The organism is Paenibacillus sp. sgz302115 (genome assembly GCF_056120445.1).
In genome coordinates, this window is the sequence record NZ_JBVYOK010000001.1 from 883079 (window position 1) to 896482 (window position 13404).

At 51.6% G+C, this 13404-nt stretch carries 14 protein-coding genes; 8 read left to right on the forward strand and 6 right to left on the reverse strand.

Features of this window, described 5'->3' with window-relative positions:
* Positions 1-16: 16 nt before the first annotated feature.
* A complete protein-coding gene (locus AC0LWN_RS04045) occupies positions 17-1306 on the forward strand; it encodes a winged helix-turn-helix domain-containing protein (protein ID WP_474663312.1) in 1290 nt (429 codons plus the stop codon).
* 6 nt (positions 1307-1312) lie between these two features.
* Here AC0LWN_RS04045 and AC0LWN_RS04050 read toward each other — a convergent pair whose 3' ends face one another.
* On the reverse strand, positions 1313-2323 hold the full coding sequence (locus tag AC0LWN_RS04050; protein WP_474663313.1) for a Gfo/Idh/MocA family protein: 1011 nt from the start codon (positions 2321-2323) through the stop codon (positions 1313-1315).
* Between the two features lie 41 nt (positions 2324-2364).
* Positions 2365-3213 carry a sugar phosphate isomerase/epimerase family protein gene (locus AC0LWN_RS04055; protein WP_474663314.1) on the reverse strand — a complete coding sequence of 283 codons (849 nt, stop codon included), beginning with the start codon at positions 3211-3213 and terminating at the stop codon, positions 2365-2367.
* Positions 3214-3400: 187 nt separating this feature from the next.
* Between AC0LWN_RS04055 and AC0LWN_RS04060 the strand changes: the two genes are divergently transcribed.
* On the forward strand, positions 3401-4306 hold the full coding sequence (locus AC0LWN_RS04060) for a helix-turn-helix domain-containing protein (protein WP_474663315.1): 906 nt from the start codon (positions 3401-3403) through the stop codon (positions 4304-4306).
* 96 nt (positions 4307-4402) lie between these two features.
* Here the strand turns inward: AC0LWN_RS04060 and AC0LWN_RS04065 are convergent, their stop codons facing one another.
* The 4 genes from AC0LWN_RS04065 to AC0LWN_RS04080 all read right to left on the reverse strand — a co-directional run bounded on the left by AC0LWN_RS04065 (position 4403) and on the right by AC0LWN_RS04080 (position 7977).
* Positions 4403-4867: a hypothetical protein gene (locus tag AC0LWN_RS04065; RefSeq protein WP_019910630.1), complete on the reverse strand. Its 465-nt coding sequence runs from the start codon at positions 4865-4867 to the stop codon at positions 4403-4405.
* Between the two features lie 297 nt (positions 4868-5164).
* Positions 5165-5914: a hypothetical protein gene (locus AC0LWN_RS04070; RefSeq protein ID WP_474663316.1), complete on the reverse strand. Its 750-nt coding sequence runs from the start codon at positions 5912-5914 to the stop codon at positions 5165-5167.
* On the reverse strand, positions 5872-6813 hold the full coding sequence (locus AC0LWN_RS04075; RefSeq protein ID WP_474663317.1) for an ATP-binding cassette domain-containing protein: 942 nt from the start codon (positions 6811-6813) through the stop codon (positions 5872-5874). Before AC0LWN_RS04075 ends, AC0LWN_RS04070 begins: the two co-directional genes overlap by 43 nt.
* Before the next feature lie 150 nt (positions 6814-6963).
* A complete protein-coding gene (locus AC0LWN_RS04080) occupies positions 6964-7977 on the reverse strand; it encodes a CobW family GTP-binding protein (protein ID WP_474663318.1) in 1014 nt (337 codons plus the stop codon).
* A 128-nt stretch (positions 7978-8105) separates the two neighbouring features.
* On the opposite strand from AC0LWN_RS04080, the gene AC0LWN_RS04085 reads away from it, so the two are divergent.
* From AC0LWN_RS04085 to AC0LWN_RS04110, 6 genes are all read left to right on the forward strand, one after another.
* A complete protein-coding gene (locus tag AC0LWN_RS04085; RefSeq protein ID WP_474663581.1) occupies positions 8106-8639 on the forward strand; it encodes a MogA/MoaB family molybdenum cofactor biosynthesis protein in 534 nt (177 codons plus the stop codon).
* A gap of 484 nt (positions 8640-9123) precedes the next feature.
* Positions 9124-10164 (forward strand): ArsR/SmtB family transcription factor, encoded by a 1041-nt coding sequence (locus tag AC0LWN_RS04090; RefSeq protein ID WP_474663319.1) that lies wholly within the window; start codon positions 9124-9126, stop codon positions 10162-10164.
* A gap of 42 nt (positions 10165-10206) precedes the next feature.
* Entirely contained in the window at positions 10207-11004 is a 798-nt protein-coding gene (locus AC0LWN_RS04095) for an ABC transporter permease (protein WP_474663320.1), read from the forward strand.
* 21 nt (positions 11005-11025) lie between these two features.
* A complete protein-coding gene (locus AC0LWN_RS04100) occupies positions 11026-12054 on the forward strand; it encodes an ABC transporter ATP-binding protein (RefSeq protein WP_474663321.1) in 1029 nt (342 codons plus the stop codon).
* On the forward strand, positions 12051-12869 hold the full coding sequence (locus tag AC0LWN_RS04105; RefSeq protein ID WP_474663322.1) for an ABC transporter permease: 819 nt from the start codon (positions 12051-12053) through the stop codon (positions 12867-12869). Before AC0LWN_RS04100 ends, AC0LWN_RS04105 begins: the two co-directional genes overlap by 4 nt.
* 204 nt (positions 12870-13073) lie before the next feature.
* Positions 13074-13400 carry a PadR family transcriptional regulator gene (locus tag AC0LWN_RS04110; RefSeq protein WP_474663323.1) on the forward strand — a complete coding sequence of 109 codons (327 nt, stop codon included), beginning with the start codon at positions 13074-13076 and terminating at the stop codon, positions 13398-13400.
* Positions 13401-13404 lie beyond the last annotated feature (4 nt).

Sequence of the window (13404 nt, forward strand, 5' to 3'; positions counted from 1 at the left end):
ACGTTTGTTCCGTATAATGGAAGATAATACATGGATCGGGGTGAAGCATTTGGTTACGTATACACTCAGCAAGCGGCAGGCACGGCTTTTTTTGCTGCAGCACCAGCGGCTGGTCTCAGGCGGTGCGCCAGGCGGAAAGGGAAGCATTTTTGATTTCATTCGTCATGTGGGCTGCATCCAGTATGATCCGCTCAGTATCGCCGGACATAATCATGAGCTGGTGCTTCAGGCGCGGATTCCGGGCTTCACCCCGGAGCTTGCCACAGAGCTGCTGTACAAAGACAGGCTGCTGATCGACGGCTGGGACAAGAATATGTCCATCTATTGCACGGAGGATTGGCCTTACTTTCAGCGGCGCAGAGCAATGGCGGCTGAGCGCTATCATAAGAATGAGGGATTGATGGGGATGGTGTCTCATGTCCGTGAAGAGCTGACAACGCGCGGCCCGCTCTCCTCTCTCGATCTGGAGAGCAAAGACAAAATCGACTGGGCCTGGGCGCCTGCAAGATTGTCGCGTGCCGCTATGGAGAGCATGTATTTCTGGGGTGAGCTCTGCGTGCATCACCGGGTACATACACGCCGCTACTATGACTTCACAGCGAAGCTGCTGCCCGATAAGCTGCTGCAGGCTGAGGACCCTAACGTGACCGAGCAGCAGCATCACGACTGGTATGTGCTGCGGCGGATCGGCAGCATCGGCCTGCAGTGGAACAAATCCGGCGACGGCTGGCTGGGCATTGCCGGCCTGAAGAGCAAGGAGCGGACAGCCGCCATAGAACGTCTGTTACTTAACGACAGCATCCGTGAAGTACGCGTGGAAGGCCTAAAGCTTCCGCTATATATGCGCACTTCAGACGCTCCAGAGCTGGAAGCGGTATTACTTAGAGAGTCTGCATCTGAAGCGGACGATAACAGCTCTGGAACAGATTTTGCCGCCGCACTCGCTCCCCTCGACAACCTGCTCTGGGACCGGGAGCTGATCCGGCAATTATTCGGGTTTACGTACCGCTGGGAGGTATACAAGCCTGTAGCTGAACGGGAATACGGCTATTATGTGCTGCCGCTGCTCTACGGGGACCGTTTTATTGCGCGGTTTGAGCCGGTAATGGATAAAAAGAACGGGGTGCTGAATATTGAACGCTGGTGGTGGGAGCCGGACACAGGCTTAAGCGCGGAGATGATCCCCGCGCTTACAGCAGCCTTATGTTCGCTAGGTAAATGTACACGCGCGGATGCTATCCGGTTTGCTCCCGGTGTTGCAGAAGACAACGGTCTACAAGCGCTAGACGCCAGCCTCCAGTGGTAAGTCCGCTTACAAATCTATGAGTATGCCTCCGGCATCAGCGGAACGAAGCTCTGCTTCAATAATCTCTAGTGTGCCTACCGCACTCTCAGGCAAACACACGGATACCGGCTGCTGCTGATGAATGGCTTCAATAAAGTACTTAATCTGCCGATAGTAGCCCATATCATCAGACAATTCTGCGTTGAAGCCCGGCGCAGCATTCGGATTAACCTTTAGTTGACCGTTCTCGAAGACCAGGTTACCACGTTCGAAATTCACGCGATAGGTCATAGAGAATCCATAGTCCCCCTCAAGTGTCCAATCCGCCTGGGCATTCAGGACTTTGCCGTCAGAATAAATATAATGGGTGGAGACTGTATCATAGCCACTTCCGGGAATGACATTGCGGGCAAGAGTCGAGACCTTGTCCGGTCTGCCGAAGAGCCAGTGAACCATATCAGTATCATGGATATGCATATCCAGAATACAGCCCCCGCTTAGGCTGCCGTCCAGGAACCAGCCCTTGGGTGCTGCGGAGCCGCGGAAGAAATAACCTCCGGTCACGGCTCCATACCGTTCATCTTCAACGCAGGCTTTCAAATATTCATAAGCAGGCCAGAAGCGCAGGCATTGGCCAATCATCAGCGTCTTCTTGTTTCTTTTGGCAGTCTCCGCCATCCGCCATCCGTCTGCGGAATTCCCGGCGACAGGCTTTTCGCATAAGACATGTATCCCTTTTTCCAAAAGAGTGCAGGCCAAATCCGCATGCAGGTAGGTAGGCAAGGTGATGTCAACAATGTCCAGCTTTTCATGCTCCAGCATATCCGAGATATTCTCGTAGAGGCGGTAAGGCGACAGATCGTATATCTCCTGACTGGTGGCGATATTGCCTGAAGCCGATCTGTTTTTCAGCTCTTCTATCAATAAATCACTGATGGCCACAAGCTGAATCGGCGCACCTTCCTCTGCAAGACGGACATAGTTGTCGAAATGCATTCTGCCCATAAAGCCAAAGCCAATAAGTCCAACCTTCAACATAAGATTAGCCTCCTAGATCATCCTTCAATTTGTATCACTGGTTATTGCCGGGTACGTCCAAGTATCGCATCCATCGCTTTGGAGGTATTGAAAATAATTTGCTCGGCATGATGGGTGTAAGGCGGTATCATCTCTGCAGTAACATAATTGCTGTAGCCGATAACCTCAAGCGCTGAGATTACCGCCGGATAGTTCACATCACCCGCCAGCAGATCGACGAAGCCATGCAGTCCCCCGGCCTGACGGCGGTAATCCTTGAAATGCACCTTCTTGATCCGGTGCCCGAGAATGCGAATCCATTGCTCCGGGTAGCCGCTATGCAGCGCATTCCCGACATCAAAGTAGGAACCGACATACTCTGAAGCGTGTTCATCAATGAAAGTGCGCATTTCCAGCGGAGACAGCAGAAATTTGTTCCACACATTTTCAATCCCAATGGATACCCCGGCGCTTTCCGCATAAGGCACAAGCTGTCCGATGGACTCCAGCGCCCGGTCGTAGGCATACTCATAATCTGTAATCTCACCACCCGGAATGAAATCCACGCCTACCGCGCCAGGAATAACCAGAATAGTATCAACACCGAGGGCTGCCGCAAGCTCCAACTGCCTCTTGCATATATCCACCGCTTTGGTGCGGATGGACAGATCACCGCTAGTCATAGAGTAGGCCCAATACAGCCCCGTCGCCAGCCCGGCAATTTCCAGTTCAGCCTCCTGCAGTTGCTCCCGAATGCTGCGGATTTCCTGATCCGTCGTTGTCAGTCCCAGCTCTCCTGTCTCGTTCATGGACAATTCTATTCCCTCAAACCCCGCCTGCTTGGCAAGACGGATACTTTCAGCAATTGAAGTGCCTTCCTTGAATGACCAGATATTAACCCCTTTCTTCACCTACAGGTCCCTCCTTTGATCGCTAGTTAATTTTTAGCTAATTCCGTTCTGCTGAGTCGTTAAGAATTTGATATGATAATACATATATCATAAGGAATCTCAGATTGATTTTATTTAGTAAAACAAGTGATTAGTTGGACAATTCCGTTCAATTCCTTTTACGTATTTCAGAACAGGAGGAAGCCATTTGGACAAACCAGCGACAAGCTACCCACAACGGAGAACCGCGACTTTCAAGGAGTGGGCCCCCTGTGTCCATTATGCGCAGTTTCAGCAGTTACCTCCCGGCGCGCTCCCGGAACGCAGACTATACGATTTCGAGCTGCTCTATGTATGCCAAGGCGCGGCAGCCACGACCATGCTTGGGCAGCGGCATATACTGGAGGCAGGGCAGCTTATCCTGCTTCCTTCAGGTGTGTTACACCAGAACGAGGCGCTCGCGGCACCCTTTACCCGCTTCCTGGGTATCCATTTTGATTACTTCGGTGAATTGGATATTCAGACTGATGCGGATATGGTAGTCAATGAATCGGCGGTTCAGAGCACCAAGTTTGCTATGGAAGCCTGTGCTGAGAGTATGACGCCTTTATCCATGAGTCCGATCTATACACCGCCTCTGCCATGTATACAATTGATGGAGCAGTTGGTGGACGAATTTACGATGCGTCTGACGGGCTATGAGATGGTCTGCAGAGCTTTGCTGCTGAATATTCTGGCTTACCTTCTGCGTTCTCCCGCCTTAGCCCTGACCTCATCTCACTCGGAGCACAGCATTAAAATCGCCGAGATCATCAGCCTAATCGAAGCATCGCCCGGGGCCTTATGGACCAACAAGAGCATCTCTGAGAAGCTGCATATGAGCATCGACCATACTGCCAAGCTGTTCAGGCAAATTGCCGGCAAGCCGCCGGGTGAATTCGTTCAGACCATCCGACACCGGGAAGCCAGACGGCTGCTGCGAGAAACTGAGTTGTCTATCGAGCAGGTTGGCGAAGCGGCAGGATATCCTGACATCCACTATTTCAGCCGCATCTTCCGCCGCCTTGAAGGTATCCCGCCTCGCGAGTACCGTAAACTGTCGAGAATTTTGTAATACACACAGAAAAAAAGGCAACGCCGGATGAACTCCGGTTTTGCCTTTTTGACTATTGAAAATGATACCCCCAGGATAGAGGCAATAGCGCATTTTTTACATCAGCTTTTCTTCTTCAAGTCCCAACTTACTGTACATCTCGGTACAATAGCCCTGCAGCTTGACCTCAAGTCTTCGGGCTTTGTTCTTGAAACGCTTCAGCTCACGGATCATCTGCGCTCTGCCGGCCGGCGTGAAGGTCTCCTGAATTCGCTCCTTAAAATAGTCGTGGACAATATGGTTACGCTGCTTCCATACCGCCTGCAGTTGGTTGGTTTCCTCTTCCGAAAAGGGAAAATGATGCTGGATTTCTTTGATGAGCTGGCCGAGTGAATTGCTAAGCTTGCGCTGATACAGTTCCGCAAGATCCGCTTCCGTTGGCGTTTCTCCCTGAGACAGCTTCGTAAGAAGCAGCAGGTTGGTCAATTGCTGCTCCAAAGCCTGACAATAGTAAACTGCCAGTCCGAAATAAGCAAATAGCTCTTTGGATTGTTCACTCTCCGGTATGTGTGTATCCTTCATCTTTCCTCCCGTTCCTATATCTATATAAGTTGAACTATAGATTTTCATATAGGGGTCTGGTCGTAACTGCGGCGAATGTTTGGACTTCCGGCCGCTGCCCGCCTGCAGATTTCTTGATTGTATACCGCTGTTCGCGGTGGAAATCCGCAGACAGCCTAATCATACGGCCAGCTTTCCTACGGAAAGCTCTCAGGCGGTCGCTTCCGCTCCGTAAGTATCCAAACTTCCCCTCCGTTACTTCTGACCTTTTTGTATATTCTTTAGTTCAACTGATATATTTATTTTTTATGTTCCTCTCTAAAAGCTTTTGTTAACATCCTTTCGGCCAGATTGATATAGATAAAATCCTACAAGCACCGCTATGTACGCTAAGGCATGAGCGAATGAACCGAGCAAAGCTGAAACGGGCAGTTTGTCTGCGTTCATCAAGGCATTCATGACGGGGGCAACCGGCGGCAGCAGCACACGAACAAACGGACCCGGAATCAGAAGACTCAGTTTGTTCGCGCCGACGGAGAGAATGAGTACCGCAAGCAATATTCCGGCGGCATAGCTGTTCCTGGATACCCATGAAGCCTGCAGGTACAAGGAAATCGCAGCACCAAGCCACCCGAGCAGCGCATGTCCTGCAAAAGCCAGCATAATCCGGTTCACTCCTGCCGGTTCATCAAAATAGCCCAGCAGCACTGGATACCCCACAATGAAAAGGTCCAGCAGTAAAACAAGAAAACCTAAAACCAGTATGCCCCCGAGACTATACTTGCGCTTGCTGCCCAATTGAACGATGGCAACCTGCTTCTGCACAGGCAATTCATGATTCAGAAAGCTTACTCCCATCCAGGCGGCACCTATAAAAAGAATAACAGCCGTAGCTGCGTAGCTATTCATCACAGGATTGGGTCTGTAGGAATATAGGATCAGATCAGCAATAATTATGAAGGCAATCGGACCAAAGTAACGCTGTGAAACAGTATAGCTGCGCAGCATATATGCGGTCAGCGATCTCATATAATAGTTGTCCCCTCTGCGGCCTTGGGGTCCATCCATTGCTCGAGTCCGCCCACACTTGAACCGCCGCGGGGTTCGACTGAAACAACTGAACCACCTGCACCAAGAATAAGGCGTAGACACTCATCCGAAGCAAATGTGCTAACAGTCACACCTGTACATTCTTTTGCAGCGTGATTAAGCTCGCTCTGTATGGAGATTATTCCGGGCAGGCATGAGATGGCCACACTCCCTTCATCGGACACACCTTTGTACACTATGTATGTTGCCGGAGTCATCCGCAGGTTCTCGCGGCCTTGAATGGTCTTAACGGTCCGTCCAGCCTGCAGCACATGTACGCTGTCAGCCAATGCTTCAACCATCTGCGGCTCATGCACGGAGAACACCAGCGTGGTCCCGTTCCGTTTCAGCTCAAGCAGCAGGTTGATCAGTGTATGCTGTGCCGGAAGATCAAGGCCTGATAACGGTTCATCCAGCAGAAGCAGTTGCGGACGTGTCAGCAGGCTTTGAATCAGGTTCACCTTTTGCAGCATCCCTTTGGAAAAGCCTGTCATGGATTGGCTGCGAAACTCCATCAGGTGAAAAGCTTGCAGCAATTCCTTCATCCGCATTTCCACTTCAGCAGGTGACAGGCCGCCAAGTCTGCCCATACTCAGTAAATATTGCTCAGCCGAAAATTTCAGCCCCGGAAAAGCTTCAGGGGCATATCCAACCGTAAGTCTCCGCCCGCTGCGCACTGCTGTTCCTGAGGAAAGCCCAATTAATCCGGCGAGGATGGAGAGCAGCGTACTTTTGCCGGAGCCATTGCGTCCAATAAGGGCCGTGGCCGTTCCTGGCATAACAAGCAAAGAAATTTCACTAAGAACCGGACGGCCTGCATACAGCTTGGTTGCCCGGATAAGTTCGATTAATGGGGTGCTCTTATGTTCAGGTTTCATGTAACCTCCCCTGAAGTTGGTCCTTAATATTTAATTCGCCAAAGCGATCCCGATCTCCTTTTAAACCTGACAGATTGATTAGAGCAGGCAAAAAAAAGAATTCCGCAGCAATAAGGACTGTGGAATTCTGGTCTTGGAATTCGATATTTGCTACAGGCTTCTTTTGACCGCCGCTGGGCGGGCCAGGAGCCGTCCCTCCAGGCGCAGCAGACTGCTGCGCAGTTCACGGGATGAAAAGTGTTCGCCGATAAATACAGCCACATCCGGCACCTCGCCCTGAGGAGTGATTTTCATAAAATCCGCTTCCCGGTATGCGTATTGGAACAGGAATCGACTGGAGGTGTCACTGAAGGTGACAATTCCTTTAGCCCTGTAGATATCCCGCGGCAGCTCCTTGACAAATTGCTCAAATTTCTCGCTGTTCACCGGACGCTTGAAATAGTGGGTATACGCCATAACATGATCATGTGCTATATGCGCTGAATGTCCGGTACCCTCCTGTTCATCATCCTCATGGAATGCCTCAGCCTCCGAGCGGGCTTCGGTATGTACGCCTCCCAGACCATCAAGCAGCTCCGAAGGTTCAAGCTCACAGCGCACCGCAGGCAGAATCTCCGCATATTCGTTCCATTTGCGCAGAATCACCTTGATTTCTTCGGCTTCCTCCGCGCTCACCCTGTCGGTCTTGTTCAGAATCAATACCGACGCGCAGCGGATCTGCTCCTGCATCAGTCTGTAGGTCGCTCCCTGCTGGGAGCGGTACAGCTCCAGAAGGTGGGCGGCGTCAACGACGGTGATCAGCCCCTTCAGCTCAATCCGCTGATACAGCGAGGTTTCAGTCACCGCATCAACAATCTCCAGCGGGTTCGCCGCTCCGGTCGCCTCAATGACCACAACATCCGGTGACTCCTTCTTAACCAGTGTGGCCAGCTCCGTGCTGAGATCACCGCGGATAGAGCAGCAGATGCAGCCGCCGAGCATTTCGGCCATCGGTACCGACTGCTCGACCAGCAGACCGTCCAGGTTCACCTCACCAAGCTCATTCATCACTACCGCCGGTCTGAGCCCTTGGGTTTTCCAGTGGTCCAAAAGGCGCTGCAGCAATGTTGTTTTGCCGCTCCCGAGAAATCCTGACAATATATAAACCGGCAAAGCCTGTTCCATGCTTCATCTCTCCCTGCACAAAATTCCGTTATGGTAGCGAGTGTACTACAAGTACCAGTGCGGGTGCAAGGCTTCGGCAAGCTTGTCTTTGCCGCAGCCATCGCCTATCATGAAGGAGATATTCAATGATGAAGGAGTTGGTCCGCTTGTCATCCGTAGAAGAACACCGGCGCGAAGCCCCGCAAAGTGTGGCCTGTTATATCATTACAGTCTCGGACACCCGTACACCGGAAACCGATACCGGAGGCGCGCTGGTTAGAACCATGCTTGAAGAAGCTGGCTATGAGGTCACTGGAAGTACCATCGTCAAGGACGATTACGAAGCTATCCGTGAGCTGATCTATAAAAGCGCCGTTCATTCCGGCATTGAAGCTGTACTTCTGACCGGAGGGACAGGAATCTCTCCCCGCGATACCACGTATGAGGCGGTGGCCTCCCTGCTGGATAAGACACTCCCGGGCTTCGGAGAGATTTTCCGGCTGCTTAGCTTCACTGAGGACATCGGCTCCGCAGCGATCTTGAGCCGGGCAATTGCCGGCACCATCGGCAGCACGGCAGTATTCTCCATGCCCGGTTCCACGGGTGCAGTCAAGCTCGCTATGGAGCGGCTGATCATTCCCGAGCTGCGGCATGTCATGCGCGAGATTTATAAGCGCTCCTAAACTGCGGGAGCTGCATAAGAACTGTTAAAGGCGAAAGAACCAAACATGCGAAGAATGCTGCGCTATTGGTGCTTTCGTCTTTTTTTTGCTGTGAACATTCAGGGCAATCGCTTAGGAATAAATAATTGAGCTGGAATTTCTCCACTTCATTCCGATGAGTGATCTCTCCCCTGAAGGTTAGCGGGAAAAACTCCACTTATTTCCTTCTAAAATCACTGAATGGATAGAAATGGAGAGAATTAAGTCTACTTTTTCCATCTAATCTCCATAAAATCGGTGAAATCCGCAAATTAAGTTTCCTTTTTCCACTTCATCCAATCTCGCGATTCTCCTTGTTTCCCCTGTTTTTTTGTTCATTTCGTAAGCGATTGCTTGTGGGGATATTAGATTTCATTGACAACCGGAGACGTTCTATTTATACTATTGAACACTTTTCGCGAAAGTGGTTTTTGATTAACCAAATGGTTAATCGGAAAGGAACGAGATGAGCTCACTCGAACAATTGCATAGAATCGTTAAAACGGTAGTCAGTCCCTATCATGAGCTGCTGTGCAGCCTGCATGTCCTCTATCAGCCGGAGCATCACCCGAAACGCTTGGAATGGGCCAAAGAGATCAGGGCTGCAATGCCAGCTGCTTTGCTGGAAGACATATATACTCTAGGACGCTTGACAGACCACTGGTTAGGACTCATGCTTCCCGGCCATAGCGGCAACCCGCTCACAAGCACCGAAGGGATCAGTCTGCTAAAAGGATTACCCGATGCCGAACTCATTCATCTATTACTGAAAAATAAGGTTTCACTGGGCACCATACTGGAATGGCAGCAAGCGTATGGGAGAGGAAGGTTCCAGCCTGACTCTGGGCCGGATGAAGCCAGTGCGTATCTGCTGCAGCATCTGGTCTCCATCCGCAAGCAGCTGTTCGCTACCCTGGAGACGTATGAGCAGAATTATTTCCGTAAGGAATGGGATTATGTGATGCCATGGATCAACACCGCTGCCGCACAATTTCAAGATCAGGTCTCCTGTTCTGCGGAAAAAGCGCTAAATACCCTCCACCCCCGGCTTCGGGCCTCCGAAGGGAAATTTACTGCGCAGAAGGCGGAAACCTATTATTTTGCCTATGAAGATTTGCGGCATGTGTATGTGCTTCCCTCTACCTTCATTTTTCCGCATCTGCTGATTGATTGGACTGCGGACAGTCTAATGCTGCCGCTCGCCGTAGATATTCCTGGCTTACCCTTCAGCGAGGCTCCACCGGAGGATCTGCTGCGGCAGTTCAAAGCCCTTGGCGACGCTACACGCTTGCGCATTCTCAAGCTGCTCTGGCAAGGCCCGCACTGCACGAAGCAGCTCGCCCCAATCCTGGGCATTTCGGAGGCTGCCGTATCCAAGCAGCTCAAGCTGCTGAGCGAAGCCGGACTGACAAGCGCCGAGCGCAAAGGGAATTACTTGTTCTACACCAGCCAGAAGGAGGCCTTTGACAGTCTGATTGTTCTACAGCGGCAGTATCTTGAGCAATGAAGTCTGAAGGCTAAAGAATTTTAAAAAAAGGAGTTGTCCGCCGTGTGGCAAACTGTTTTTGCGACCGCAGCCAGGAACCAGAGAGCGAATCTCCGGGCGTTTCCCTGGGCTTTTACCCTTGGTCATATTATTGAAGGCGGGTATCTGGTCCTTGTCTCCTATTTCTCCTACGTGTATCTGATCCAAGGGGATCTGGATGGCAGATTCGCCTTATATACCGGAAGCAGCAATTATCTGGCTTATGCCATCATTGGCGGTGCGCTGAATGTGTTCAGCGTCAGCATGATGATGAATGTATCCCGGGCGCTCATCACCGAATGGCGGGAAGGCACGCTGGAAGCTCTGCTGCTCTCTCCCTCCAGCCGGAACGGATATTTTCTGGGCACAGCTCTCCAGCAGTTTTACCGCAGTGGAATGGTGCTGCTCGCCGTAACCCTATTCGGGATGCTTGCCGGAATGCGCCTGTCCACACCCAACCTGCTGTCAGCAGTTATAGGCGGCTTACTGTTCATTCTTTCCTGCTACGCTATGGCGCTGGTGCTGGGGAGCATCATGCTGTACACAAGAGATACGTACATTGTCCAGAATACGTTATTTGCGGTGACCACGCTGCTATGCGGTTTTCAGTTCCCCAGACAGTATTTGCCTGAATGGCTGCAGGCGGCAGGCGAAATATTCCCGCTAACCTCCTCGCTGCAGCTCCTGCGGGGTGCGCTGTTAACAGGGGAAGCAATCTCGCTGCCCGATATTGCCCCTGCCCTGCTGCTGTCTCTGATATACATAGCGGTTGGAATAGGCTGCACGCGGCTTGTGGAGCGAAGATTATTTGAGCGGTTCTAGAGATGAAAGGAATGAAAGCTTATGATTGAAATGAATGAGGTTACCAAGATTTACGAAACCAAAAACAGGCTTGGATTGTTCCGTTCAGAGCTCAAAACCGTGACCGCCGTCCAATCTCTCACGCTTAACATAGCAAAAGGAGAGATTGTGGGTCTGCTGGGTCTGAACGGAGCCGGCAAAACCACAACCATCCGCATGCTGTCCACTCTGCTTGACCCGACTTCCGGGAGCATTGAGATCGACGGCATGCCGATGGCGGACAACCGGCGTGCTGTGCAGCAAAAAATCAATATGATCGCCGGGGGCGAACGCATGCTGTACTGGCGGCTCACAGGCCGGGAGAATCTGCAGTATTTTGGCAGCCTATATGGGCTTGGCGCGGAAGCACTGCGCAAGGAAAGTGCAAGGCTGCTAAGCGAAGTGGGACTCACCGAAGCGGCAGACCAGCCAGTGGAGCAATATTCCAAAGGAATGAAGCAGCGCCTGCAAATTGCCCGCGGCCTGATCAACGATCCGCACTATTTATTTCTGGATGAGCCGACGCTTGGCCTGGATGCGCCGATTGCCAGACAGCTTCGCAGCACCGTACAGAGCCTGGCCAAAGAGCAGGGCAAAGGCATCCTGCTGACCAGCCATTATCTGCAGGAGGTCGAAGAATTATGCGACCGGGTCTACGTGCTGAACCGCGGCCGGTTACTGCTGTGCGACAAGCCGGAAGCGATAGTCCGGCAGGTCGCCGGTCTGCAGACTGCCCATCTGGAGGTTAGCGGCTGGAGTGAAATGCTGCGCCCACTGCTAGAGGAGCATCTTGCGCGGCTGGGACACGGGGCAGATGTGTTGGTTAGCGGTATAAACGGTGATGCCGGTAATGCCGCGCTCCAAGCAGGCGAGTCTTATCGGATTTCCGTACAGTCAACCTCTGCCGACAGACTGATTACAGAGCTGCTTCCCTGGGCCACTCAACATGGGCTTAGTATTAATGGCTTCACCTGCGATAAGCCGAACCTGGAGGATGCCATTATCCGGCTCTCAGAAGGAAGGGCATCATGAGTCCCGGTGGTGTATGGCATGCCACTCTTGCTGAGATCTCCAAGCAGCACCGTAACCGCTCCAAAGGCAAGGTGGTATTCTTCTCGCTGCTGCTATGGCCTGCCCTCAGCTTCCTGACCTCCTACTTCACCATGAAGCCTTACCGCAGCGGGGCAGGCTCCGTGCTCTCGCGGATCATTCCCGATGAGCGTATTCCCTTGTTTTTGCTGAGCGGCTATCTGGTGTTTCAGCTCTTTTGGACCGTCGTTGAAGCTGCCTGGCAGTTCGAGCTGGAGCGCAAGGCTGGCACGGTCGAGACCGTTTTTCTGACACCTTCATCCAAAATAGCCTTTCTCTACGGCCGCTCGCTGTATTCCCTGTTTCATGGAATCTGGATGTTTGCCGTCTTTTCGCTGCTGACCTTTGTCTTCGTCTCCGACGCCTCAACTGTGAATTGGGCCGCCCTGATCCCGGCTTTGCTGCTGATTATGGTCTCGGCGGTCATTTGGGGAGCACTGCTGTGCGCGGTATCTCTGTTTTCCCGGGAGTCCTCGTTTTTGTATTATATTTTTCAGACTCCGATGGAGCTGTTCGGCGGTGTGCGCATCCCCCCTGCCGTCTTCCCGGTCTGGGCGACCGGGCTGTCAGCGCTGTTTCCCGTGACCTACAGTCTGATCCTGGTGCGCGGAGCTTTATATGGCGGCATCGGCCCAGGCTGGTGGTGGTCGCTGTTCACTCTCCTTGCAGGCAGCATCCTGCTTGCCTTCTGCACACGTTATCTGCTCTACCGTGCTGAAAAGCATGCCCGGATGAAAGGCAATTGGACTTTATTTTAGACACCCGGGTCCAGCAGAGTAAGAGACGCTCCCTGAAGACTTCGAAATTAGATTTCGGAGTCTTTTTTTTCACATCTTGAATTCCACTGCGTTCTATGTTAAATTATGACTAACTTGTATTACAAAGTAGTTGTAATGCACATTTTTTTGCGATACTATATTGTATAACAAGTTAGTGTGGTTTTTACTCAGGGAGGGGATTTATTGTCTCACAGTCAAATACTAAAAGGGATCTTAGAGGGCTGCCTTCTGTCCATCATTGCCAAGGGTGAAACTTATGGATATGAAATGATGGAAAAGTTATATGCCTATGGATTTACCATGGTGAGCGAAGGAAGTATTTATCCACTATTGCTTCGTATGAAAAAAGAAGGGCTTGTCATCACTAGCCAGAAGGAGCTTCCTTCCGGTGGCCCAACGCGAAAATACTATTCATTAACAGAACAAGGAAGTGAAGAACTGGAACAATTTAAGCAGCGGTGGAGTGATATCTCAAGCAGCGTAAATAAATTATTGGGAGAGGAAGTTTAAGCTC

Bases quoted from the DNA above. Each gene is read 5' to 3' on its own strand.
- AC0LWN_RS04050 (WP_474663313.1), bottom strand. From the start codon at position 2,323: ATGTTGAAGGTTGGACTTATTGGCTTTGGCTTTATGGGCAGAATGCAT.
- AC0LWN_RS04065 (WP_019910630.1), bottom strand. From the start codon at position 4,867: ATGAAGGATACACACATACCGGAGAGTGAACAATCCAAAGAGCTATTT.
- AC0LWN_RS04100 (WP_474663321.1), top strand. From the start codon at position 11,026: ATGATTGAAATGAATGAGGTTACCAAGATTTACGAAACCAAAAACAGG.
- AC0LWN_RS04075 (WP_474663317.1), bottom strand. From the start codon at position 6,813: ATGAAACCTGAACATAAGAGCACCCCATTAATCGAACTTATCCGGGCA.
- AC0LWN_RS04105 (WP_474663322.1), top strand. From the start codon at position 12,051: ATGAGTCCCGGTGGTGTATGGCATGCCACTCTTGCTGAGATCTCCAAG.
- AC0LWN_RS04070 (WP_474663316.1), bottom strand. From the start codon at position 5,914: ATGGATGGACCCCAAGGCCGCAGAGGGGACAACTATTATATGAGATCG.
- AC0LWN_RS04090 (WP_474663319.1), top strand. From the start codon at position 9,124: ATGAGCTCACTCGAACAATTGCATAGAATCGTTAAAACGGTAGTCAGT.
- AC0LWN_RS04085 (WP_474663581.1), top strand. From the start codon at position 8,106: ATGAAGGAGTTGGTCCGCTTGTCATCCGTAGAAGAACACCGGCGCGAA.
- AC0LWN_RS04080 (WP_474663318.1), bottom strand. From the start codon at position 7,977: ATGGAACAGGCTTTGCCGGTTTATATATTGTCAGGATTTCTCGGGAGC.
- AC0LWN_RS04045 (WP_474663312.1), top strand. From the start codon at position 17: ATGGAAGATAATACATGGATCGGGGTGAAGCATTTGGTTACGTATACA.